21 protein-coding genes are annotated in these 23,307 nt (G+C 66.7%); 11 read left to right on the top strand and 10 right to left on the bottom strand.

What is annotated here, in order from left to right:
* Positions 1-96 precede the first annotated feature (96 nt).
* The 4 genes from CH249_RS00430 to CH249_RS00415 all read left to right on the top strand — a co-directional run bounded on the left by CH249_RS00430 (position 97) and on the right by CH249_RS00415 (position 7,203).
* A complete protein-coding gene (locus CH249_RS00430; protein ID WP_373453513.1) occupies positions 97-4,674 on the top strand; it encodes an ATP-dependent helicase in 4,578 nt (1,525 codons plus the stop codon).
* Between the two features lie 43 nt (positions 4,675-4,717).
* Positions 4,718-5,506 carry a DNA-formamidopyrimidine glycosylase family protein gene (locus CH249_RS00425; protein WP_032397442.1) on the top strand — a complete coding sequence of 263 codons (789 nt, stop codon included), beginning with the start codon at positions 4,718-4,720 and terminating at the stop codon, positions 5,504-5,506.
* Between the two features lie 93 nt (positions 5,507-5,599).
* A complete protein-coding gene (locus CH249_RS00420; RefSeq protein WP_032397443.1) occupies positions 5,600-5,950 on the top strand; it encodes a YciI family protein in 351 nt (116 codons plus the stop codon).
* Positions 5,947-7,203, top strand: coding sequence for an RNA polymerase sigma factor (locus CH249_RS00415; protein ID WP_094683103.1), 1,257 nt, complete (start codon positions 5,947-5,949; stop codon positions 7,201-7,203). The genes CH249_RS00420 and CH249_RS00415 overlap by 4 nt, the downstream gene beginning before the upstream one ends.
* 148 nt (positions 7,204-7,351) lie before the next feature.
* Here the strand turns inward: CH249_RS00415 and glpD are convergent, their stop codons facing one another.
* The 3 genes from glpD to CH249_RS00400 all read right to left on the bottom strand — a co-directional run bounded on the left by glpD (position 7,352) and on the right by CH249_RS00400 (position 11,913).
* Positions 7,352-9,082, bottom strand: a complete 1,731-nt coding sequence (glpD, locus tag CH249_RS00410) for a glycerol-3-phosphate dehydrogenase (RefSeq protein WP_032397444.1) — start codon at positions 9,080-9,082, stop codon at positions 7,352-7,354.
* 66 nt (positions 9,083-9,148) lie between these two features.
* Positions 9,149-10,366 (bottom strand): PLP-dependent aminotransferase family protein, encoded by a 1,218-nt coding sequence (locus CH249_RS00405; RefSeq protein ID WP_094683104.1) that lies wholly within the window; start codon positions 10,364-10,366, stop codon positions 9,149-9,151.
* A gap of 143 nt (positions 10,367-10,509) precedes the next feature.
* Positions 10,510-11,913: an NAD(P)H-quinone dehydrogenase gene (locus CH249_RS00400; protein ID WP_045195809.1), complete on the bottom strand. Its 1,404-nt coding sequence runs from the start codon at positions 11,911-11,913 to the stop codon at positions 10,510-10,512.
* Positions 11,914-12,094: 181 nt separating this feature from the next.
* Here CH249_RS00400 and CH249_RS00395 point away from each other — a divergent pair, with 181 nt between their 5' ends.
* Positions 12,095-12,559, top strand: a complete 465-nt coding sequence (locus CH249_RS00395) for a gamma-glutamylcyclotransferase (RefSeq protein ID WP_032397447.1) — start codon at positions 12,095-12,097, stop codon at positions 12,557-12,559.
* 13 nt (positions 12,560-12,572) lie between these two features.
* Here CH249_RS00395 and CH249_RS00390 read toward each other — a convergent pair whose 3' ends face one another.
* From CH249_RS00390 to CH249_RS00375, 4 genes are all read right to left on the bottom strand, one after another.
* Complete coding sequence (locus CH249_RS00390; RefSeq protein ID WP_218828390.1) at positions 12,573-13,034, bottom strand: SAM-dependent methyltransferase; 462 nt, start codon at positions 13,032-13,034, stop codon at positions 12,573-12,575.
* 17 nt (positions 13,035-13,051) lie between these two features.
* Complete coding sequence (locus CH249_RS00385; RefSeq protein ID WP_094683105.1) at positions 13,052-14,215, bottom strand: M20 family metallopeptidase; 1,164 nt, start codon at positions 14,213-14,215, stop codon at positions 13,052-13,054.
* Positions 14,212-15,375: a M20 family metallopeptidase gene (locus tag CH249_RS00380; protein ID WP_045200012.1), complete on the bottom strand. Its 1,164-nt coding sequence runs from the start codon at positions 15,373-15,375 to the stop codon at positions 14,212-14,214. The genes CH249_RS00385 and CH249_RS00380 overlap by 4 nt, the downstream gene beginning before the upstream one ends.
* A gap of 113 nt (positions 15,376-15,488) precedes the next feature.
* Positions 15,489-16,193: an enoyl-CoA hydratase/isomerase family protein gene (locus CH249_RS00375; RefSeq protein WP_094683106.1), complete on the bottom strand. Its 705-nt coding sequence runs from the start codon at positions 16,191-16,193 to the stop codon at positions 15,489-15,491.
* Between CH249_RS00375 and CH249_RS00370 the strand changes: the two genes are divergently transcribed.
* Both CH249_RS00370 and CH249_RS00365 read left to right on the top strand, forming a co-directional pair.
* Positions 16,192-17,094, top strand: a complete 903-nt coding sequence (locus CH249_RS00370) for a purine-nucleoside phosphorylase (RefSeq protein ID WP_373453514.1) — start codon at positions 16,192-16,194, stop codon at positions 17,092-17,094. The genes CH249_RS00375 and CH249_RS00370 overlap by 2 nt on opposite strands.
* Positions 17,091-18,692, top strand: coding sequence for a phospho-sugar mutase (locus CH249_RS00365; protein ID WP_094683107.1), 1,602 nt, complete (start codon positions 17,091-17,093; stop codon positions 18,690-18,692). Before CH249_RS00370 ends, CH249_RS00365 begins: the two co-directional genes overlap by 4 nt.
* A gap of 14 nt (positions 18,693-18,706) precedes the next feature.
* On the opposite strand, the gene CH249_RS00360 is transcribed toward CH249_RS00365, so the two are convergent.
* Both CH249_RS00360 and upp read right to left on the bottom strand, forming a co-directional pair.
* Positions 18,707-19,588: a DUF2797 domain-containing protein gene (locus CH249_RS00360; RefSeq protein WP_256980279.1), complete on the bottom strand. Its 882-nt coding sequence runs from the start codon at positions 19,586-19,588 to the stop codon at positions 18,707-18,709.
* Positions 19,589-19,635: 47 nt separating this feature from the next.
* Positions 19,636-20,259 carry a uracil phosphoribosyltransferase gene (upp, locus tag CH249_RS00355; RefSeq protein ID WP_032398209.1) on the bottom strand — a complete coding sequence of 208 codons (624 nt, stop codon included), beginning with the start codon at positions 20,257-20,259 and terminating at the stop codon, positions 19,636-19,638.
* Between the two features lie 103 nt (positions 20,260-20,362).
* Between upp and CH249_RS00350 the strand changes: the two genes are divergently transcribed.
* The 4 genes from CH249_RS00350 to CH249_RS00335 all read left to right on the top strand — a co-directional run bounded on the left by CH249_RS00350 (position 20,363) and on the right by CH249_RS00335 (position 22,698).
* Positions 20,363-20,725 carry a hypothetical protein gene (locus CH249_RS00350; protein ID WP_256987979.1) on the top strand — a complete coding sequence of 121 codons (363 nt, stop codon included), beginning with the start codon at positions 20,363-20,365 and terminating at the stop codon, positions 20,723-20,725.
* Positions 20,726-20,731: 6 nt separating this feature from the next.
* A complete protein-coding gene (locus tag CH249_RS00345) occupies positions 20,732-21,796 on the top strand; it encodes a C40 family peptidase (RefSeq protein WP_094698876.1) in 1,065 nt (354 codons plus the stop codon).
* A gap of 71 nt (positions 21,797-21,867) precedes the next feature.
* On the top strand, positions 21,868-22,443 hold the full coding sequence (locus CH249_RS00340; RefSeq protein ID WP_094698874.1) for a hypothetical protein: 576 nt from the start codon (positions 21,868-21,870) through the stop codon (positions 22,441-22,443).
* Positions 22,444-22,518: 75 nt separating this feature from the next.
* Positions 22,519-22,698: a hypothetical protein gene (locus CH249_RS00335; protein WP_143544331.1), complete on the top strand. Its 180-nt coding sequence runs from the start codon at positions 22,519-22,521 to the stop codon at positions 22,696-22,698.
* A gap of 26 nt (positions 22,699-22,724) precedes the next feature.
* Here the strand turns inward: CH249_RS00335 and CH249_RS27700 are convergent.
* A partial coding sequence (locus CH249_RS27700; protein ID WP_218830221.1) for a hypothetical protein occupies positions 22,725-23,307 on the bottom strand: 583 nt, incomplete at its 5' end.

The following is a 23,307-nucleotide window of genomic DNA, read 5'->3' as shown; positions in this document are numbered from 1 at the left end:
GGGAGGGGTGTACCCGAATCGCTCGAATCGACACCGCTGCGCGATCGGAGAACCGCGTGAGGATTATCTGTCGGTGCCCGGGGGCATGATGATGGGATGGCCAGGCACAGTACGGGCACCGACGTAGCGGGCGAGCTGTCGGTGATGGAGAAGTTGTCGCGGCCGACCCGGGAGTGGTTCTCCGGCGCTTTTCCTGCTCCCACGTCCGCGCAGTTGGGCGCGTGGTCGTCGATCTCGAGTGGTTCGCACACTCTCGTGGTGGCGCCGACGGGTTCGGGCAAGACGCTCTCGGCCTTCCTGTGGGCCTTGGACGAGCTGGCGCAACTGGGTGCGGACAGCACTCGCAAGACCAAGGTTCTCTACATCTCGCCACTCAAGGCCCTTGCCGTCGACGTCGAACGCAACCTGCGTGCGCCACTGGTCGGCATCACCCAGACCGCCAAGCGGCTCGGCCTGAACCCACCCGAGATCTCGGTCGGCGTGCGGTCCGGCGACACCAGCGCCGCCGACCGCAGAAACATGATCAAGACTCCGCCGGACATTCTGATCACCACCCCGGAATCGCTGTTCCTCATGCTCACCTCGGCCGCCCGCGACATCCTCGCCGAGGTCGACACCGTGATCGTCGACGAGGTTCACGCCGTGGCAGGCACCAAACGCGGCGCGCATCTGGCGGTGTCCCTGGAACGGCTCGACGCGATGCTGGACAAGCCCGCCCAGCGCATCGGCCTGTCCGCGACGGTGCGACCGCACGAGGAGGTGGGCCGTTTCCTGGCCGGTGCGGCCCCCATCGAGATCGTCGCACCACCCGCTCCGAAAACCTTCGATCTGACGGTCCAGGTGCCGGTGGAGGACATGACCGAACTGGGCGTCACCGATCCGAACGCCGACACCTCCGCCGCTCCCCCGGCGCAGGGCTCGATCTGGCCGCACGTCGAGGAGAAGATGGTCGATCTCATCCTCGAGCACAAATCGTGCATCGTCTTCGCCAATTCCCGTCGCCTCGCCGAACGGCTCACCGCGCGGCTCAACGAGGTGTACGCCGAACGGATCGGCGACGGCGTGGAAACACAACACAAGCCGCCCTCGCAGGTCGGCACTCCGAACGACGTCAACCACGGTGCCGATCCGTTGCTGGCCCGGGCCCACCACGGCAGCGTCAGCAAGGACCAACGCGCACTGATCGAGGACGACCTCAAGACCGGCAGGCTGCGCTGCGTCGTGGCCACCAGCAGCCTCGAGCTCGGAATCGACATGGGCGCAGTCGATCTGGTCGTTCAGGTCGAAGCACCGCCATCGGTGGCCAGCGGTCTGCAGCGCGTCGGACGCGCAGGCCACCAGGTCGGCGAGATCTCCAAGGGCGTGTTGTTCCCCAAGCATCGAACCGACCTGATCCACTGCGCGGTCACGGTCGAACGCATGACGTCGGGCAAGATCGAGGCGTTGTTCGTTCCCGCCAACCCTCTCGACGTCCTGGCGCAGCAGACCGTGGCAGCCTGCGCCCTCGAACCGATCGACGCCGAGGACTGGTTCGACTCGGTCCGTCGCACAGGCAGCTTCGCCACGCTGCCCCGATCCGCCTACGAGTCGACTCTCGACCTGCTCTCGGGCCGCTACCCCTCCGACGAGTTCGCAGAACTGCGGCCGCGGTTGGTGTGGGACCGCGACGCCAACACTCTCACCGGCCGCCCCGGGTCGCAGCGACTGGCCGTCACCTCCGGCGGCACCATCCCGGACCGCGGACTCTTCACCGTCTACATGGTCGGCGAAAAGCAGTCCAGGGTAGGCGAACTCGACGAGGAGATGGTCTACGAATCGCGAGTGGGTGATGTGTTCGCACTCGGTGCCACCAGCTGGCGCATCGAGGAGATCACCCACGACCGGGTGCTCGTGAGCCCCGCGTACGGCCAACCCGGCCGGCTCCCCTTCTGGCACGGCGACGGTCTCGGTCGACCGGCCGAACTGGGCCAGGCGCTGGGCGAATTCCTGCGAAGCACCACCGATCGCAGCAACCTCGCCGAGCGACTGAGCTCCGACGGCCTCGACGCCAACGCCGTCAACAACCTCATCGCCTTGCTCGACGAGCAACTCGAGGCCACCGGTCAGCTCCCCACCGACAAGACGATGATCGTCGAGCGGTTCCGCGACGAACTGGGCGACTGGCGGCTGGTGCTGCATTCCACCTACGGCCAGCAGGTACACGCGCCGTGGGCCCTCGCAGTCGGCGCGAGACTGATCGAGCGCTACGGCATCGACGCCGCCCCCACCGCATCCGACGACGGCATCATCGTCCGGCTCCCCGACACCGACGACCAGCCGCCGGGCGCAGAACTGTTCGTGTTCGAGCGCGACGAGATCGCCGACATCGTCACAGAGCAGGTCGGCGGGTCGGCGTTGTTCGCATCGAGATTTCGCGAATGTGCCGCGCGCGCACTGCTTCTCCCCCGCCGAAACCCGGGCAAACGCGCGCCGTTGTGGCAGCAGCGCCAGCGTTCGGCTCAGCTGCTCGACGTGGCACGCAAGTACCCGACGTTCCCGATCCTGCTCGAAACCGTCCGCGAGTGCCTGCAGGACGTCTACGACCTTCCTGCCCTCGAGGACATCCTGGCCCGCATCGGCCGACGCCAGATCAGAATCGTCGATGTCGAAACGCCGTCACCGTCACCGTTCGCCAATTCGCTGTTGTTCAACTACGTCGGCGCATTCATGTACGAGGGCGACAGCCCGTTGGCCGAACGCCGTGCCGCCGCACTGTCACTCGACTCGGCGCTCCTCGCCGAACTGCTCGGACGCGTCGAGCTGCGAGAGCTGCTCGACGACAGCGTCATCACCACCACCGAACTCGAACTGCAGCGTCTTCCCGAGGACCGTCACGCCAAGGACATCGAAGGCGTGGCCGACCTGCTACGCCTGCTCGGACCGTTGACCGTGGACGAAGTCGGCCTGCGCACCGACGGCGACGAATATCCGCAGTGGCTCGCCGAACTCGCCGACGCCAAACGGGCGATGGAGGTCTCGTTCGCCGGCCGGAACTGGTGGACGGCCATCGAGGACGCCGCTCGATTGCGCGATGCGTTGGGCGTCCCGCTTCCCATCGGTACTCCGGCCGCCTTCATCGAACCCGTCGACGATCCGCTGGTGGACCTGATCAGCCGGTATGCCCGAACCCACGGACCGTTCACCCTCGACGACGCAGCGGCGCGCTTCGGGGTCGGCACCGCCGTGGTACGCGACGTCCTACGCAGACTCGCCGTCGACAAGCGCGTCGTCGAGGGCGAATTCCGGCCCGGTGCCACGGGTAGCGAATGGTGCGACGCCGAGGTACTTCGGCGACTGCGGCGGCGGTCGCTGGCTGCGGCCCGGCAGGAGGTCGAACCCGTCTCCACCGCCACCCTGGGCCGCTTCCTGCCCGCGTGGCAGCACGTGGACAGCCGACGCCTGAGCGGGATCGACGGCGTCGCGACCGTCATCGAACAGCTTGCGGGCGTTCCTGTTCCGGCATCGGCGTGGGAATCTCTCGTGCTCTCGTCGCGGGTGACCGACTACAGTCCGGCGATGCTCGACGAGCTCACCTCGACCGGCGAGGTGCTGTGGTCCGGACACGGCGCGATCTCGTCGAAGGACGGCTGGGTGAGCCTGCACATGGCCGACACCGCACCACTGACCCTGGTGCCTGCAGCCGAGTCCGATCTGTCGGAACTGCAGATTCGCATTCAGGACGCCGTCGCGGGGGGCGGTGCGTACTTCTTCCGGCAGCTGTCCGACACCGTCGGCAGTACCGACGACACCGCACTGCAGGCTGCACTGTGGGAGCTGGTGTGGGCTGGTCGTCTGAGCAACGACACATTCGCTCCGCTTCGGGCGCTGCTGAACTCCACGACCACCCGCTCGGCCCCGAGTCATCGTGCACCTCGCCGTACACCGCGGTTGCGCTCGTACCGACAATTCGAGCGTCCCTCGCTCCCGACCCGAACCGGACCGCCGACGGCGGGTGGGCGATGGTCACGATTGCCCGAGCTCGAACCCGACCTCACCGTCCGTGCGCACGCTACCGCCGACGTCCTGCTCGAACGCTACGGCGTGGTGACCCGCGGTTCGGTGATGAACGAAGGTGTGCCCGGCGGCTTCGCCACGATGTACAAGGTGCTCACCGGATTCGAGGATTCCGGTCGATGCCGTCGGGGCTACTTCGTCGACTCACTCGGCGGTGCGCAGTTCTCCACCTCCGACGTGGTCGACCGATTACGCAGCTACGACGAACCGAAGAAGAACGCCAGCGCCGTCGTACTCGCGTCGTGCGATCCGGCCAATCCCTACGGCGGAGCACTGCCCTGGCCGAAAGCCGGCAGCGGCGAGGCCGGTGTCGGCGAGAAGCCGGACGAGACGACGAAGCATCGGCCGGGCCGAAAGGCCGGTGCACTGGTCGTCCTCGTTCGGGGCGAGTTGACGATGTTCGTCGAACGCGGCGGGAAGTCGGTGCTCACGTTCGGTGAGAACGCCGACGACATCGGCGCTGCAGCAACCGCATTGGCGGCCACCGTTCGCCGCGGCGGAGTCGACAAGCTACTCGTCGAGCGGATCAACGGTCACGACATCCACGGCACCGACTTCGCCAAGACCTTGACCGAAGCAGGTTTCTCGGCGACCCCACGCGGACTTCGCCTGCGTCGCTGATCGCCCACTGCCTGCGAGACCACCGGAGAGGACACGAACACCGATGCCCGAGGGCGATACCGTCTGGCGCGCCGCCAACACCCTGCGCGCCGCACTCGAGGGCCGACAGCTCACCACCTGCGACATTCGCGTACCGCGCTACGCCACAGTCGACTTCACCGGCGAGACCGTCGATTCCGTCGCCTCACGCGGTAAGCATCTGCTGATTCGAGTCGGCGGATACTCCATTCATTCGCATCTCAAGATGGAGGGCACCTGGCACGTCTACGCACCCGGTGCTCGCTGGCGCCGCCCTGCGTTCCAGGCGCGGATCATCTTGAACACCGCCGACGCGCAGGCCATCGGTTTCGAGCTCGGAGTGCTCGAAATCCTCGAGGACGAGGACGATGCCGTCGGATATCTCGGACCGGATCTGCTCGGTCCCGACTGGGATCCCGACGTGGCGCTGTCCAGGCTCGCAGCGGATCCGGCCCGGCCGATCGGGCTCGCGCTTCTCGATCAGCGCAACATTGCCGGCCTGGGCAACGTCTACCGCAACGAGATCTGCTTTCTCCGGGGCGTCGACCCGCGCACCCCGGTCGGCGAAGCCGGTGACCTGAGCAAGACGATCGACCTGTCCTACCGATTGATCATGGCCAACAAGGATCGCAACCAACGCGTCACCACCGGAGATCGACGTCCGGGCCGACACTTCTGGGTGTACGGGCGCGAGAACAAGCCGTGCAGACGCTGCGGAACCACCATCGAATTCGGTCTGATCGGAGATAATCCCCTGGAGGAACGCCAGATCTACCACTGCCCACACTGCCAGAAACGAGGTGTGGCGAGATAGTTCGGTCGGTGGTGTCCTTTTCGACGAACCCCGTTCGTCCTTCGTGTGTAGGTCGGCAAACGGTGCCGATCGCGACGAACCCGAGGAGTCTTCATGACCACGTACGCAGCCATCGTCTATACCCATGATGCCGACTGGACCTCGCCCGAGGTCGCCGACGAGATGGCCGAATACGGTGCATTCAGTGCCGCGGCCGGATCCGCGATCACCGGCGGAGCGGTCCTGCATCCCACGTCGACCGCCACCACGGTGCGTGTGTCGGGAGGGAAGGGCGGCGACGTCCTGACAACGGACGGTCCGTTCGCCGAGGCGAAAGAGGTGCTCGCCGGGTTCTTCCTCCTCGAGGCACAGGACCTCGATGCCGCGATCGCACTGGCCGCCCAGATCCCAGCGGCATGGAACGGAGCAATCGAAGTCCGGCCGGTCATTCCGATGACTCGATGAGTACACCGGCCGAGCACCTCTCGGCCGTGGTCCGTGACGAGGGTCGCCGAGTCCTGGCGACCCTCGTGCGCACCACCGGCAGTTTCGCCGTCGCCGAGGACGCGGTCTCCGAGGCGGTGGTGACCGCACTCGCTCACTGGCCCGGATCGGGTGTCCCCGACAACCCGCGTGCCTGGCTCACGACCGTGGCCCGCAACAAGGCGCTCGACATCCTCCGACGCGAGGCCGGGCGCACCGCGAAGGAACGAGAGGCGGCGGATCTCGCGGTGTCGAACCAGAACTGGAGCGAGAGCGACGAGTCCGAGATCGACGACGATCTTCTGCGGTTGGTCTTCACCTGCTGTCATCCGACGCTCTCCGTCGAGGCGCAGGTGGCACTGAGCCTGCGCACTCTCTGTGGTCTCGCCACTGCCGACGTCGCCCGACTGATGCTCGTGCCCGAGGCCACCATGTCCAAACGGCTCACGCGTGCGAAGAAGAAGATCGCAGCAGCCAACATTCCGTATCGAGTACCGAATTCGGCGGAGTTGCCGCAACGACTCGACGCGGTGGCCACCACGGTGTATTTGATGTTCACGGCCGGCTATCTCGGCGGCGAGACGCTGGTGCGGCCTCGACTGTGCGACGAGGCACTCAGGTTGGCCCGCGTGCTGATCGACCTGATGCCCGACGAGCCGTCACTTCGGGGGCTACTGGCCCTCATGCTGTTCACGGATTCGCGCCGGGCGACCAGGACCGATGAATCGGGCGGCCTCGTCAGGCTCGAGGATCAGAACAGATCTCGATGGAATCGAGAGGCGATCGAGGAGGGCGTCGGGTTGATGGAGGGTGCTCTGCGGCGCAACGACTCTCGGCCCAGTCGCTACACCGTCCAGGCAGCCATCGCCGCGTGTCACTCCACAGCAGCGACCTACGCCGACACCGACTGGTCTCGGATCGTCGCGCTGTACGACGCGTTGGCGGTTGTGGAGAACACACCGATCGTGGCACTCAACCGCGGCGTGGCCATCGGAGAGAGCCAGGGGCCTGCCGCCGGGCTCGACGCACTCGACGCCATCGATTCTCTGGGCGGCCACTACCTGTGGCACGCCTGTCGAGCTGTGATGCTCGATCGCCTGGACCGCGCGGAGGAGGCCAGGAACGCACGAACGACCGCGCTAACTCTCGGCCCGTCGCCTGCCGAGAGGGCGTATCTCGAGGCGCAGCTCGCGCCGCCCTCCCACCCTGTCGAGCGACGACGGGAAGAAACCTGAAAGCTCCCTGTCAGGTGCGACCAAGCCCCTTCACAGCTTCGCCGACCACCATGGATCGCATGCTGACACTTGCGATACTCACCCTGCTCGTCATGGCCGTCTCCGGCGCGACGGCCGCTCGCGCGCCCCGGACGCTGGTTCGACTGCGCTAGATCGTGCGAACGGGTTCGAGGATTTCCTGGCGGGCCTCGGGCGCGACGACGCGCAGCGCGTCTGCCGACTCGTCGTCGGGCTGACGCTGCGACTCGATCTCGGCCTCCACTCGGGCTCGGTAGGTCTCGACCTCACGATCGACCGTGGCCTCGTCCCAGCCCAGAACCGGTGCGATCAATGCAGCGACCTGACCCGCGCAGTTCATCCCACGATGCGAGTACTCGATCGAGATTCGGGTCCGACGCGAGAGCACGTCCTCGAGATGCAGTGCGCCCTCCGCTGCCGCGGCGTACACCACCTCCACCTGGAGGTATGCCGGCGCATCGGTGAGTGGTTGCAGCAGTTCGGGTTTGCCGTCGGCCATGGCCAACACCTCGTCGATCAACGAACCGTATCGGTCGAGCAGATGCGTCACCCGATGCGGATGCAGCTTGTGCATCTCGCCCAGGTGCGGTGCTTGATTGACCAGCGCGAAGTAGCCGTCGGCACCGACGAGGGGCACCTTCTCGGTGATCGAGGACGCCACCCGCACCGGGATGTCCTCGGCGGCCAGATCGACTGCGTCCTCGGCCATCACGCGGTAGGTCGTGTACTTGCCGCCCGCGATGGCGACGAGTCCGGGTGCAACCCGAGCGACCGCGTGTTCCCGGGACAGCTTGGAGGTTTCGTCGCTCTCGCCGGCGAGCAGTGGCCGCAAGCCCGCGTAGACCCCGTCGATGTCCTCGTGGGTGAGCGGCGTGACGAGCACCGAGTTGACCTCGCCCAGGATGTAGTCGATGTCGGCCTTGGTGGCGGCCGGGTGTGCGAGATCGAGGTTCCAGTCGGTGTCGGTGGTACCGATGATCCAGTGCGCGCCCCACGGAATGATGAACAGCACCGACTTCTCGGTGCGCAGAATGATCGCGGCCTCGCTGACGATTCGATCGCGCGGCACCACGATGTGCACGCCCTTCGAGGCGCGTACCCGGAACCGGCCGCGCATGTTGGACAGTGACTGGATCTCGTCGGTCCACACGCCGGTGGCATTGATCACCACGTGTGCCCGCACCTCGGTGGTGGCACCGGTCTCCGAATCACGCACGCGGACACCGGAAACCCGGTCGGCCTCACGCAGGAATCCGACCACCTGGGTCGATGTGCGCACCACTGCGCCGTAGTGGGCGGCCGTTCTGGCGACCATCATGGTGTGCCGGGCGTCGTCGACGACGGTGTCGTAGTACCGAATCCCGCCGATCAGCGACTTGCGTTTGATCCCGGGCGACATACGCAGTGCACCGGATCGAGTCAGGTGCTTCTGCTGCGGCACCGATTTGGCCCCACCCATGCGGTCGTAGAGGAAGATGCCCGCGGCGATGTAGGGCCGCTCCCACAACCGATGCGTGAGCGGGAAGAGAAATTTCAGCGGCTTGACCAGGTGCGGTGCGAGCGTGGACAGAGAGAGTTCGCGTTCGTGCAGGGCCTCGCGCACGAGCCCGAACTCGAGCTGCTCGAGGTATCGAAGCCCGCCGTGGAACATCTTGGACGAGCGAGAGGACGTTCCCGACGCGTAATCACGCGCCTCGACCAGGGCGACCTTCAGTCCGCGCGTCGCCGCGTCGAGGGCCGCTCCTGAGCCGACGACGCCACCGCCGACGACAACTACGTCGAACTGCTCGGTTCCGAGCTGGTCCCACGCCTCCACCCGCTGGTCGGGTCCGAGGAACTTCGTATTCGATCGGTTGCTCATCTCGAACGCTCCCTCTCCTTCGAAAATCCCCGCATTGCTTGCACGTCAGGCTACCGCCCCTGGTCGTCAGGCCGCAGAACCTGCCGAGTGCGCGGCGGCCAATCGTTGCACTGCGTCTGCCAGCACGGGCGGGGTGGATCCGGCGTAGCTCAACCGGAGCGAGTGACGGTACTGCGCACCCGACGCGAACGCCGTTCCCGGCACGAAGGCAACTCCGTGCTCGAGTGCCGCATCGAGCAACTGGCCGGTGTCGGTTCCGTCCAGGAAGGTGGCCCAGGCGAACATCCCTCCCGCGGGGCGTGAGACGACCAGCCGATCACCGAACTGTGCGGCGAGAGCGGCGATCAATGCCGTTGCACGGCAGGCATACTCGCGCCGCAGAACAGTCAGGTGTGCGTCCAGCCACGCGGAGTCGGCGAGCATCTCCGCCGTCATCGACTGCGTCAGCGAGGATCCGCACAGATCCGCGCCCTGCTTGAGCAGTTCCACCGCCGCACAGACGCTGGGTGGGGCGACGAACCAGCCGACTCGGAGCGTCGGAGCCAGGATCTTCGACGCACTCGACAGTCGGATGACGCGATCGCTGTGACGCGCGATCGGTGCCGGCGGGGCGTCGACGCCGGATTCCGTTGTTCCGAACCAGATCTCACCGTACGGGTCGTCCTCGATCACCCAGAATCCGTAGTGATCCGCCAGCGCCGCGAGGTGACGACGTCGCTGCTCGCTCATCGTGACTCCACGCGGATTGTGGAAGTTGGCGACGGTGTGGACCACAGCGGGCCGCAGTCCCGCTGTCAGTCGACGTTCGAGTTCGTCGGTGTCCATTCCGGTATCGGTCAGGGGAATGGACTCGATGCTCGCTTCGGCGATAGAGAAGACTTGCAGCGCACCGGTGTACGCGGGTTCGTCGACCACGACGACAGCGCCCGGGTCGATCAGGGCCTGCGCGAGCAACGTCAGGGCCTGTTGCGAACCGTGCGTGACGATGACGGACTCGACCGGAACGGGCACTCCCCCGCGCACGGCCGATTCCCTGGCCGCAATGACGCTGCGCAGAGTGCGGTGGCCGGATGTCTCGCAGTACTGCACCGCGTCGGGGCGGCGAAGCGCAGCCTCTGCGGCTGCGGCGATGCGGTCGACCGGTATCAGATCGGTGGCCGGTAGACCTCCGGCCAGGCTGATCACGTCGTCACGTGCGGTGAGGGACAGGAGGTCGCGGATGGCCGAGCTGGTGAGCGAGTCGGTGCGCCTGGCCAGGCCGGCGGGAAGGTACGTAGAGGACATGAGAGAGACTCCGGGGCAGCAGGAATGGGGGGAAGAACGGCCCGCGGATCCGCTGAGTCGAAGAAGGAGCGGACGGGTGTGTCCGCTCCTTCGACTGTCTCACGTGCTACCGAAATATGAAACGCAATTCTCACATCGTGAGATCAGTCCAGATCGTCGTGCGCCATCAGCTGGCGCGCGGCCTCGATGACCGAACCGGACAGCGACGGGTACACCGAGAACGTGTTGGCCAGGTCGTTGACCGACAGATTGTTCTGCACCGCCATCGCGATGGGCAGAATCAGCTCCGACGCACTCGGGGCGACCACGACACCGCCGATGACGACGCCGGTGGCCGGACGGCAGAAGATCTTCACGAAACCACGCTTGAGGCCGCTCATCTTCGCTCGCGGATTGGTGGTGAGCGGCAGCATCACCACGCGCGCGGGCACGTCGCCTGCGTCGATCGTGGACTGCGCGACGCCGACCGACGCGATCTCGGGCCGAGTGAACACCGCCGAGGCCACGGTCTTGAGCTTGATCGGGCTGACCGCCTGCCCCAGTGCGTGGTACATCGCGATGCGTCCCTGCATCGCCGCGACCGAGGCCAGCGGCAGCAGACCGGTGCAGTCGCCGGCTGCGTAGATGCCCGCGACCGCGGTACGCGAGACGCGATCCACGCGCAGATATCCGCCCTTGTCGAGTTCGATGCCGACCCTCTCGAGACCGAGACCGGAGGTGTTGGGCACCGATCCGACGGTCATCAGCGCATGGCTGCCCTCGACGGTGCGACCGTCCGAGAGCGTGACGCGAACACCGTCGTCGGTGCGGACCACCGAATCGGCGCGGGCATGCTTGACGAGGGTGACACCGCGCTCGTTGAACGCGTCCTCGAGCACCAGCGCGGCGTCCTCGTCCTCGTGCGGGAGGACGCGGTCACGGCTCGAGACCGCGGTGACCTTGACGCCCATCTCGGTGTAGGCCGAGACGAACTCGGCACCGGTCACACCGGATCCGACGACCACCAGGTGTTCGGGGAGAGCCTCGAGGTCGTAGAGCTGACGCCAGTTGAGGATGCGTTCGCCGTCGGGCTCGGCTCCCTTGACCACGCGGGGGCGGGCTCCGGTCGCGATGAGCACGACATCGGCGTCGAGGATGCGTTCTTCGCCGTCGGCGAGGACGGCCTTGATCTGGTGCGAGGCCATCCCGACATGGGAGTCGATCATCTCGGCGCGTCCGGCCAGCAGTTGCACCCCGACGGAGGTGACGCGGTGGGCGATGTCGGACGACTGCGCCTGCGCGAGGCTCTTCACGCGGTCGTGAATCTTCGGCAATGCGACGGCGGCCTGCGACGGATCGAGGGAGATGCCGAGGTCGCTGGCTCGACGCATCTCGGTGCGAATGCCGGTCGACGCGATGAACGTCTTCGACGGCACGCAGTCCCAGAGGACGCAGGCACCGCCGATACCGTCGGAATCGACGAGCGTCACCTCTCCGCCGTGCTGTGCGGCAACCAACGCTGCTTCGTACCCTGCCGGACCACCACCGATGATCACAATCCGGGTCATTGATCCTCTTCTCGCGTGCTCGAAATCTCTCGTTGTCTCGCGTCAACGGTATTCGAGAGGCTGTCCTCGCGCGTCGGTAGGGCTGGCTTCGTCGGCCCGATGGGAGGCCGGACCTGGGGCGACGCACCGAAACACGACCACGGGGCGTCAGTGTGCACCGATACGGTTTAGGCTGGCCGACGTGCCAATTTATGCCGCGTACGGATCGAACATGCATCCGGAGCAGATGTTGCAGCGATGCCCTCACTCGCCCCTGTCGGGAACCGGATGGCTGCACGGATGGCGGTTGACCTTCGGCGGCGGCGACATCGGCTGGGAAGGCGCGCTGGCGACGGTCGTCGAGGATCCCGACTCGCAGGTGTTCGTGGTGCTCTACGACGTGTCCGAGGAGGACGAGGAGAGTCTGGATCGCTGGGAGGGCTCCGAACTCGGCATTCATCGGAAGATCCGGCTGCGCATCGAGACCGGCCGGGAGCCGGTGCTCGCGTGGATGTACGTACTCGACGCCTACGAGGGCGGTCTGCCGTCGGCACGCTACCTCGGCGTGATGGCGGAGGCAGCCGAAATCGCCGGTGCCCCAGCCGAATACGTGCGAGACCTACGCACCCGCAACAGCCGCAACGTCGGCCCGGGTACCACCTCGTAGCCGGACATCCAGCTCAGAAGTAGTTCTTCATGACCGACGCCACCCACGCCGGTTCCCTCACGTCTTCACGCTTCGGAACCATGGACTGCAGGAACGGCTTGATATCGAACACCGGTGAGCCGTCGATCGCGTCGAGACCTCGGACTCGGATGCGCAGTCCGTCCACGTCGACGAGCTCGCACCGCGACACCCCGAGATGGTTGGGTCGGTCCTTGACTCGTTGAGCGAGGACACCCACCCGAGGAAGCGTCGTATCACCGCGGGGGTGCCGTGAGCCGGTGGTCGTCGCGGCGGGATCGCACAGGTGGAAGCCGTAGACCACCTCGAGGTGGGAGAACTCGGCGAGACCGAGGGTCGCGTCGGCGTCGAGGACACTCTCGTGCAGGTCGATCACGGACTCGAGCGACCCCCAGTTGTCGTCCACCACTTCGGCGCGATCGGATCCGACGATCCCGATCGGCGACACGTCGAACACCGTCTCGTCCCCCACCTCTAGTTCGGATCCAGCGCGATTGCGGTCATCACCTTCACGCCGACGGCCAGTGCTCGTTCGTCGAGATCGAAGGTGGGTTGGTGGATGTCGAGTTGTGGTCCGGTACCCGGCCACACACCGAGTCGAGCCATTGCGCCCGGCACGCGTTCGAGGTACCACGAGAAATCCTCACCGCCACCGGATTGCGCGGTATCGGCCAGCGCGTCGGGTCCGACCCGGCCGACGGCCTTCTCGAACGTGTGCGTCGACTCCGGATCGTTGACCACGGGAGGCACGCCGCGACGGTAGTGCAGCTCGAATCGGACCCCGGTCGGTGCGAGCAATCCGGTGACGATCTCCCGGACCAACGGTTCGAGCAATGCCCAGGTCTCGTGGTCACCGGTGCGGACGGTGCCGGTCAGCATGCCGGTCTGCGGTATGGCGTTGGGAGCCTGGCCGGCGACCACCGCTCCCCAGACCATGACCGTGCTGGTCCGCGGGTCGATTCGCCTGCTCAACATTCCGGGCAGGCCGGTGATGACGGTGCCGAGCGCGTACACGAGATCGGTGGTCAGATGTGGCCGCGAGGTGTGCCCGCCGGGCGAATCCAGCCGCAGCTCGACGGTATCCGCCGCCGAGGTGATCGCACCGAGACGTAGGCCGACCTGCCCCACTTCGAGCCGCGGATCACAGTGCAGCGCAAAGATCTTGGTGACGCCGTCGAGCGCTCCCGCCGCCACCGCGTCGAGCGCACCGCCCGGCATGACCTCCTCGGCGGGCTGGAAGATCAGACGCACCCCGTACTGCAGGTCCGGCAGCGACGCCAGCGCCAGCCCCGTTGCGAGCAACACGGTGGTGTGTGCGTCGTGCCCACAGGCGTGGGACACCCCAGGCACGGTCGACGAGTACACCGCGCCGGTGTTCTCCTGCAGCGGCAGGGCGTCCATGTCCGCCCGCAACGCCACCCGGGGACCGTCGGGTCCGATGTCGCAGATCAACCCTGTTCCGCCGGGGAGCGGCTTGGGTGACAGGCCCGCTGCTTCGAGATGCTCCATCACGAATGCGGTGGTGCCGAATTCGCGTCGAGCCAGTTCCGGATTGGCGTGAATGTGCCGACGCCACAGAGACAGGTCGGCCGTGTGCGCGTGAATCCACCGATCGATCGCGTCTTCTCGGGTGCTCACGACTGCGCCGCCGAGCGGGCGATCACGCCGTCGAGCAGACGAGCACGGGTACCGGGATCGGCGGCGGCACGCGCAGCGGTCCTGGCGAGACCGAGGGCTCCGTCGAACAATGCCCGATCGGCCGACTCCGTGATGCACGCGGCGGCGAACTCCGGCTGATGCGTCACCGCCCCTCCTGCATCGAGTCCGACGACGGGATGGATACCGGGTAGAACATTCGTCACGTTTCCCATGTCTGTGCTGCCCAACGGGCGAAATCCTTCCAAATCCGGAGCGAGGGGCGATCGGCCCAGCGCTTCGATCTCCTGCCGAAATGCCGCGACCAGCCACGAATCCGGCGTCAACGCCGCGTAGGTCGGCGACACCGTACGGATCTCGTGAGTGCACCCGGTGGCGATCGCTCCTGCCTCGAAACACGCGTAAGTCTTCGCGGTCAGAGCGTGCAACGATTCGGTGGTGTTCGCGCGCAGGTAGTACAGCAACTCCGCGTGGCCGGGCACGATGTTCGGGGCCGCACCCCCGTCACTGACGATGCCGTGCAGCTGCTGACCCGGCGCGAGGTGCTGCCGCAGTAGCCCGAGTGCCACCTGACTGATGGTCACCGCATCGCCTGCGTTGATCCCCCACTCGGGAGCGGCGGACGCGTGGGCGGCCCGGCCGGTGAACTCGACGGCGATGTCCGCCAGCGCCAGCGACGTCGCACCGACAATGTCGAAGGGACCGGGATGGACCATCAACGCCGCGCCGACGCCGTCGAACACTCCTCGCTCGAGCATCAACACCTTGCCGCCGCCGGTCTCCTCGGCCGGGGTACCGAGCACGCGCACGGTGATGCCGAGAGCGTCGGCGACCGGAGCGAGCGCAAGCGCAGCACCCACAGCCGAGGCCGCGATGATGTTGTGCCCGCACGCATGACCGATCTCGGGTAGAGCGTCGTATTCGGCACAGATACCGATCACCAGATCGCCGCTGCCGAACGACGCGGTGAAGGCGGTGTCCATGTCCGCAACGGCCGTCTCGACCTCGAAATCGTGCGCCCGGAGGGTATCGAGGATCTTGGCGACGCTGCGATGTTCGGCGAACGCCAGCTCCGGTTCCGCGTGGATCGAGTGCGAGAGCGCGACCACTTCGTCGGTGGCGTCGGCCAGGGCGCGGTCCATCGCCTCGCCCACGGCAGCACTGTTCGATTCGTCGATCACGAGAGACAGTGTGTCACTAGCGCGACCGAGTGTCGGAACAGAGCTGTGCCGAGTCGCGGGTGACGACGGTCCTGCTACTTCCCGAAGCTGAAGTTGCTGTCGTCTGTCGCGGTGTTCAGCGCGGCGAGCAGATCCACGTGCATACGACTCTTGATCCCGGCAAGGTTCGCACCCCGGGTGCTCGTCAGCGCCGCCGCCTTCGCGACCGCGTCGGACAGCAGCGTCTCCTCCGATGCCGTCGCCTCGACGATTCCGGCGGCCACTGCGTCGGCACCGCCGTAGCGGCGACCGGTCGTCATGGCTTCGACGGCGGTCTGCTTGGGCAGCCGGGAGTTGATCAGAGCAGACATTCCCACGGTGAACGGCATGTTCAGGTTCACCTCGGGCAGGCAGTAGAAGCCTCGGTCGGCGCGCTGGACACGGAAGTCGTGCGAGGTGGCGAACATCGCGCCCGCACCGAATGCATGCCCCTGCACAGCTGCGACGGTGGCCATCGGGAAAGCGAGCAACCGGGTGTAGAGGGTGTGGACGCGGTCGAGATACCAGGTGATCTTGTCCAGGTTGGCGAACAGCCAGTCGGTATCGAGACCGTTGCTGTAGAACTTGCCTGCCGACGTGGTCACCAGAGCCGCCGGGCCCTCCGAGGCCTCGACCTCGTCGAGCAACGCGTGGGTGGTGTCGATCCAGTCCGGGTGGAAACGGTTCTCTGGATTGTCCGCTCCGTCCTGGGCACCGAGGAACAGGATGTGGACGTCGCCGTCGCGTTCGAGATAAGGCATGCAGCGGATACTACCCAACGGTAACTTCCGCCGGTCGCACATCCGTGTCGTCGATCTCCTACTGTTGTTCATCGTGGCAACCACCGACGCACATACGACCGACCCCGTGACCGATCCCGACGGTGCCGCGCGCACCGCCGCCGACGCACTCGCCGCAGCAACCGGGGTCGATACCCACACCGTGGCCATCGTTCTCGGTTCCGGATGGCAGGCGGCAGCCGACGTCTTCGGCTCCCCCACCGCGACCGTGCGCATGGCCGACCTGCCCGGTTTCGCGCCGCCGTCGGCGTCGGGGCATTCCGGCACCATCACCTCGGTGGACGTCGGCGGTACCCACACACTGCTGCTCCAGGGACGCACTCATGCCTACGAGGGCCACGATCTACGACGCGTCGTGCATCCCGTGCGGACCGCGATCGCCGCCGGTGCCACGACCGTCGTGCTGACCAACGCTGCAGGCGGTATCAGGGACGGTATGAGCGTCGGGCAGCCCGTGCTGATCTCCGACCACCTCAATCTCACGGCTCGCTCGCCCCTCATCGGTGCCGAATTCGTCGATCTGGTCGACGCGTACTCGCCCGAACTTCGCGCGCTCGCGGCACGGATCGACCCGTCGCTCGAGGACGGCGTCTACGCCGGACTGCCCGGCCCCCACTACGAGACGCCCGCCGAGATCAAGATGCTGCGCACGCTCGGTGCCGACCTCGTGGGGATGTCTACGGTGCACGAGACGATCGCCGCCCGCGCGAAGGGTGCACGCGTCCTCGGCATCTCTCTGGTGACGAACCTCGCCGCCGGAATGACCGGCGAACACCTCGATCACACCGAAGTGCTCGCTGCCGGAAAGGATTCCGCCGCTCGCATGGGAGCGCTGTTGCACGAGTTGGTTTCACGCCTGTGACCGAGGAGCTCACCGAGCGGGTGCAACAATGGATCGCAGGCGATCCCGACCCCGTCGCCCGCGAGGAACTCGACGGCCTGTCCGACGCCGAACTCGCCGACAGGTTCAGCGGTCCCCTGACGTTCGGCACCGCGGGGCTCCGTGGCCCGGTGCGCGCGGGACCGAACGGGATGAACGTGGCGGTGGTGACGAAAACCTCGGCCGGCATCGCGGCGTGGTTGATCGAGAACGGTCTCGGCGGGTCAACCGTTGTGGTCGGTCGCGACGCCAGAAACGGATCCGAGCAGTTCGCTTTCGCGGCCGCCGAAGTCTTCTCCGCGCAGGGCTTTTCCGTGGTGATGGTGCCGCGGCCACTGCCGACCCCCGTCGTCGCCTTCGCTGTGCGGGCACTCGACGCCGAACTCGGCGTACAGATCACGGCGTCGCACAACCCTGCGGCCGACAACGGGTACAAGGTGTACCTACGCGGCGGCTCGCAATTGATCCCGCCGAGTGACGCCCAGATCGAAGCGCTGATCGCCGCCACGGCCGACGCGGTCGAGATCCCGCGCGCGATCGTGCAGCCCGGCGGCTCCGACATCGCAGCGCGATACCTCGACTCCGTTGTCGCACTGCCACGTTCGACGCGTCGAGACATCCGCATCGCGTTGACTCCCCTGCACGGTGTCGGTGGCGAGCTCGCGACGGCCGCACTGCGTGGTGCGGGGTTCCGTGACATCCGGGTGGTCGAGGACCAATTCGAACCGGACCCCGCGTTCCCGACCGTGACGTTCCCCAACCCCGAGGAACCGGGCGCGGCCGACGCGGTGCTCGCACTGGCGGCCGACATCGACGCCGATATCGCGATCGCACTCGACCCCGATGCCGACCGCTGTGCGGTCGGAGTTCCCGGGCCCGACGGCTGGCGCATGCTGACCGGCGACGAGACCGGTGCCCTCCTCGCGAACGACCTGCTGAGTCATTGCCCCGCAGACCCGTTGGTGGCCAACACGATCGTGTCGTCACAACTGCTCTCTGCGCTCGCCCCGGCGCGCGGCGCTCGCTATGCCCGCACCCTGACGGGCTTCAAGTGGCTCGTCCGTGCGGGTGAGGGCCTCGTGTACGCCTACGAGGAGGCCATCGGACACTGTGTCGATCCGACGGTGGTGCGCGACAAGGACGGCATCTCGGCCGCCGTGGTACTCGCCGACCTGGCCGCCGGCCTGAAGCAGGAGCGCCGCACCCTGCTCGATGTGCTCGACGACCTCGCGGTCGAGTTCGGCGTACACCTGGGTGCACAGGTCTCGCGGAGGGTGCAGGACCTCGCCGAGATCGGGAACATGATGGACCGGCTCCGCACCGAACCGCCGACCGAATTGGCCGGTCGGGCCGTCACCGTTGTGGACTACGCCCAGCGCGACGACGAATTACGCACCGACGCAGTCGACATCAGCGGATCGGGGCTGCGGGTGATCGTGCGACCGTCCGGTACCGAACCGAAGCTCAAGGCCTACCTCGAAGTGATCGAGCAGGTCGTCGGCCGAGAGGACCTGCCGAGAGCGCGGGCGGCAGCAGCCGAGATCCTGGCCGAACTGACCGACTACGCCCAACACCTCTAGGCGTCGAGGAACCCTCAGAACAGCGCCGACTGCACCGCAGGCAGATCGGACGTGAAGGCCCCCAGTTCGATTCGCCGACCCTTCAGCGCCGCCAGATCCACGACGTAGGTCTCGTCGTCGACGGTCGCGATCACCGCCTGCCCGACGCAGGTCCTGATCTCGAGACCGTGGGATCCGGTTGCGATGTCTGCGGGGTAGGCGACGCGACTGACGTTCTCGCTCAACGCTTCCCGGCCTGCGGGCGGGGCCCATCGTTCGTCGATCGGAGTGCATCCGGCGATGTCTGCCTCGGTCAGCATCTCGCGGACCTGCTCGGCCCGAGCAGCGGCGGCGGCATCGAGCCTGTCGACGTCGATCGGCAGACACAGCGAGGCGGCCTTTGCGGCCGACCGCACCGCCTGCCGTAGTCCCATCGATTCGGTCACGAGATCCTCGGCTACTCGGACGACCTTTCCGTCGTCCGCGTGAGCAACGTACCGAGCGCAGATGGCACCTTGCTCGGCCAATCGGCCCCATTTACGGGTGTCCGCTGCCGTCCCGATCTTGAAGGTGCCGTTGGCGAACGCTGCCAGATACAACCAATGCGGTTGCATGACATGCTTTTCCAGATCCCGCGAGACGAACCCGCTGCGATGCACGGTGTGCACGAATCTGAAGCTGTCCTTGTCCGCGCACGACGCGCACTGTCCCGACGCGACGGCCCGCTCCCGGCCGGGGCACGGCACGTAGCGCGGCGGGCCGTCGGCCCGAAATGCCATGCGCCCGGTGCAGTATCGATCGGTCGACGCACCCGGCGCACGGAATCCGAGCGTGCGACCGACCAGTTCGCGGAACTCGATCTGCTCGGTGGCGACGTCGAGCAGCCGCAAGCCGGGCTGCGGTGCAGGTGACGCCACCGACGGCCACGAGACGCCGAGGACCAGACTCGGCGCGGCAGCGTTCGTCAGCGCGGGCCGAACTGACGATCGCCCGCGTCGCCGAGGCCGGGAACGATGAAGGCGTTGTCGTTGAGGCCGTCGTCGATGCTCGCGGCCACCAGTCGCACCGGCAGACCCGAGGCTTCGAGGGCGGCAACCCCTTCGGGAGCAGCAACGACGCAGATGGCGGTCACGTCGGCTGCGCCGCGGCCGACGAGCAGTTCGATCGTGTGGACCATGGATCCACCGGTGGCGAGCATCGGGTCCAATACGTAGACGGGCGTCCTCGACAGATCGTCGGGCAGGGATTCCATATACGGCACGGGCTGGTGCGTTTCCTCGTCTCGGGCCATCCCGACGAAACCGACGCCGGACTGCGGGATGAGGCTGCTGGCCTTCTCGACCATGCCGAGGCCCGCACGCAGAACCGGAACCAGCAACGGCGGTCGAGCCAGCCTGGTTCCCTCGGTGACCGCGACGGGTGTCCGAACCTCGAAGGTGTCGATCGCGGCATCGCGGGTGGCCTCGTAGACCAGCATGTGGGTGAGCTGGCGCAGAGCCGACCGGAACGTGGCGTTGTCGCTGCGCTCGTCCCGCATCGTGGTGAGCAGGGCTGCGGCCAGTGGGTGATCGACCACGTGTGTTTCCATGCCGACCAGGATAGGACGTGCGCGGCGGGGCGCGAACGGCAACTCGGGGGAACCGAATGGCACGTACCCGCGTCGAACCAGTTGGGCGTCGCACTCGGCGACCGTGAATCGATTGCATACTCAGGGGGCAGTGATGGCCGAGCTCGTCGTCGAAACCGAGGGGGTCCTCGCATACGGTGCGGTGGCGTCGACCATGGCCGAGCAGATCGCGGCGGCAGGTGCTGCCGCCGCCGCGTGCGGCCCCGCTGTGCTGGCTCCGGTCTTCGGCCTGATCGGACAGGAGTTTCTCGGCGCGGTCACCGTTACCCATCTGGCGCACACCGATGCCGTGGTGCGCCTGGCCGGCGCGGTGGCGAGCATCGGCTCCGCGGCCACTGCATCCGCGGTCTCGTACGCCCTCACCGATGCCGGCACCGGCGCAACCGTTGCGGCCTCGGCCGCCGGTGTCGCGACGGACGCGCGGTAAGCGCCGATGATCGATCTGCTGGCCCGTCCCATCGTCGATCTGCTCGGGGCCTTCGGCAACGGGGCGCTCCCCACCGGGGGGCCGGCCGACGTGCTGCGGGTGTCCTCGGCAGCGATCGAGGCGGCTCGGGGAATCGGCAGGGTCGCGGTCACCGAGCTCGCTGCGAATTGGAACGGTGAGGCCGCCGATGCGGCAGTTCGCTACGCCGAGAACGCCCATAAGAGCGCCGTCGCTCTCGCCGACCACGCCGACGACATCGCTGCCGTCGTCGATCGGGCCTGTCGCGACACCAACCAAGGCTTCCTCGAGCTGCAGGCGATCGTGCAGTCCTTCGTGGGAATCGCACTGTCGGCCGGGCCGATCATCGCCACCCCGCCGGGGCAGACCATGCTGATCACGGCGGCCATCGAGCACCTCGAGCGAGCTCTCGTGGTGGTGTCCAGGGTTCGCGGCGAATTGGCCGTCCACACCACGAAAGTCGGTGAACTGGCCGTTCCGCCCACGGTTCCCGCCCCCGTGGGCGGCGAACCGACACCGGCCTCCGGCGCACCCTCGAATCTCATGACCTCACCCGCGACATCACAGGTGATCGAGGCAGGCGAGAAGCTGGCGAAGACGTTCGCCCAGTCCGTCTCGTCCCCCGCCGCGGGGACCGAGTCGCTCGGCAGCGGTGGTGCCCACAACTACCTGGGCAATCCGGGCACCGATCCCTCCCGATCCCCCGAGCACATCGGCCGGGGAGTCCAGATACGCCTACCCGACGGCAGCACCGTCACCGCGCCCAACGCCGAAGCCGCAGGTGCCGTCCGCAGCGCACTGACCCAACAGGGTGTGCCCTACGCGTGGGGAGGTACCACGCCGGGCCGCGGGCTCGACTGCAGCGGATTGACCCAGTGGGCGTACGCGCAGCAGGGCATCGAGATCCCGCGTCTGGCACAGGAACAGGACATCGGATCCGCCGTGGCACCCGGTGAGGTGATGCCCGGTGACCTCGCAGTCTGGGACGGGCACGTGGCCATGGTCATCGGAAACGGTCAGCTCGTCGAGCCAAGTAATCACAAGGGGTACTAATGGCCGCTTCGCGCAGGGCTTGAATCCTCCCTGGAGCCAACCGAACCTGACAGTCTGGTAGGAGTAAGCACATGAAACGGACCCTGATCTTCATCGCAGGAGCTGTGCTGGCTATCTCTGGATGCTCAACAACGAACGAGCCTGCCACCACTACTACGGATACTTCCACCCCCGACTCGGCGGCTGCAGTCGAGGATCCGACGAACAAACGAGGTGCACTCGAAGCGGAGTTGGGCGAGCCGATCTCCGTGCCTGAGGTTATTGATATCACTGATACCGCGCTGGATTCCGACGGTTGTGAAGCTAATGCGGATTCCCCCAGCGTGATGAAGATGGCGCTCACTGCGTCCGTTCAGATTTACGACGTAACCCAGATCGAGTGGCTGTGGCCGTCCGACTTCTACTACGTCGACGGTGCAGGGAAGGTGACCCGGAATGTTGATACCTCCGACGCCAACCCCTGCCGAGGAGGTAGCAAGGTCATCGACCTACCTCCGAACTCAGCTGCAGATGCACGGGTAACTCTCGACATCCCCGTCGAATCGGTTGCGATCGGCTACACCATCAGCAGCTCGGCAAACAATCAGAGGGTTGAGTGGAAACTGCCGGAAGGTACCTTGACGGCCGCTGCAACACCCACTAGCTGACCCAGTTCGAACGACGAAAAGCCCCCGACTCGAAATGAGTCGGGGGCTTTCTGCTTGGTCGAGTCCGATCAGGCGGTGGACTCTTCCGTGGTGATGGTCTCGTCGACCGGATCGACCACCGACACCGACGTCCACTACCGCAGATGCGGCCGGTGCGGTCAGTGGCAGCGCGAGGTCTTCCGCAGTGGCAGGTTCGCCGACGTCGACCAGCCGTACGACAGCGAACCCGACCTCGGCAGCCCCTACTTCGACTAGGTGACCCACCGCGGCGCAGTCCGTCGTCAGACCGTGTACCAGTTGGCACCGTCCGTCTGAAACGTTGCCTTCTCGGAGGCCGCGAGGGTCGCCGTGGCAGCACCGTCGATCGTTCCGCCTGACGCGCTAACCGCGACGGTGATCGACCCAGCCCCCGTGTTCTTCACTTTGAAGATTCGTCCGGTGCCGATGGTGACAGCAGACGGCAGGGTGATTGTGATCGTGCCGCTCGCGAGAATCGTGTGGTCTGTGGCGGTCACCGCGTAGTTCGCGGTCTTCGCCGTGATCGCCGCACCGAACCCACCCATCGCCTTGATCGCGGCGTTGAAGATGTGAGCGGTAGCCCAGGTGAGAAGTCCCGATGATCGGGTGATCTTCAACAGCGTCGCGATGGTAGCGCCCGCATCATCTTTGCTGACCAGTTCCAGGTTCGTCCCGGCGTTCGATCCGGATTCCGCTTCGCCGGTGGTGGACAGCTCCCAGCGATCGACCGACCCCGTCTGCCAGTAGACGGCCTTCCGTGCGCCTGCGCCGCCGTTGAGCCAATAGCCGTTTGCGCGGCCACTGCGACCGAGGTAGTCCGAGGTCTGTCCCGACGAACCCGCGACC

Origin of the sequence: Rhodococcus sp. 05-2255-3B1 (assembly GCF_002258545.1) — a bacterium.
In the GTDB taxonomy this organism is placed as follows: domain Bacteria; phylum Actinomycetota; class Actinomycetes; order Mycobacteriales; family Mycobacteriaceae; genus Rhodococcoides.
This window is presented reverse-complemented; position numbering and strand designations above follow the sequence as displayed.

Bases quoted from the DNA above. Each gene is read 5' to 3' on its own strand.
- CH249_RS00340 (WP_094698874.1), top strand. From the start codon at position 21,868: ATGAAACGGACCCTGATCTTCATCGCAGGAGCTGTGCTGGCTATCTCT.
- CH249_RS00425 (WP_032397442.1), top strand. From the start codon at position 4,718: ATGCCCGAGGGCGATACCGTCTGGCGCGCCGCCAACACCCTGCGCGCC.
- upp (WP_032398209.1), bottom strand. From the start codon at position 20,259: ATGGAAACACACGTGGTCGATCACCCACTGGCCGCAGCCCTGCTCACC.
- CH249_RS00370 (WP_373453514.1), top strand. From the start codon at position 16,192: ATGCAGCGGATACTACCCAACGGTAACTTCCGCCGGTCGCACATCCGT.
- CH249_RS00430 (WP_373453513.1), top strand. From the start codon at position 97: ATGGCCAGGCACAGTACGGGCACCGACGTAGCGGGCGAGCTGTCGGTG.
- CH249_RS00400 (WP_045195809.1), bottom strand. From the start codon at position 11,913: ATGACCCGGATTGTGATCATCGGTGGTGGTCCGGCAGGGTACGAAGCA.
- glpD (WP_032397444.1), bottom strand. From the start codon at position 9,082: ATGAGCAACCGATCGAATACGAAGTTCCTCGGACCCGACCAGCGGGTG.
- CH249_RS00405 (WP_094683104.1), bottom strand. From the start codon at position 10,366: ATGTCCTCTACGTACCTTCCCGCCGGCCTGGCCAGGCGCACCGACTCG.
- CH249_RS00380 (WP_045200012.1), bottom strand. From the start codon at position 15,375: ATGGACCGCGCCCTGGCCGACGCCACCGACGAAGTGGTCGCGCTCTCG.
- CH249_RS00375 (WP_094683106.1), bottom strand. From the start codon at position 16,193: ATGCCTTATCTCGAACGCGACGGCGACGTCCACATCCTGTTCCTCGGT.
- CH249_RS00345 (WP_094698876.1), top strand. From the start codon at position 20,732: ATGATCGATCTGCTGGCCCGTCCCATCGTCGATCTGCTCGGGGCCTTC.
- CH249_RS00415 (WP_094683103.1), top strand. From the start codon at position 5,947: ATGAGTACACCGGCCGAGCACCTCTCGGCCGTGGTCCGTGACGAGGGT.
- CH249_RS00420 (WP_032397443.1), top strand. From the start codon at position 5,600: ATGACCACGTACGCAGCCATCGTCTATACCCATGATGCCGACTGGACC.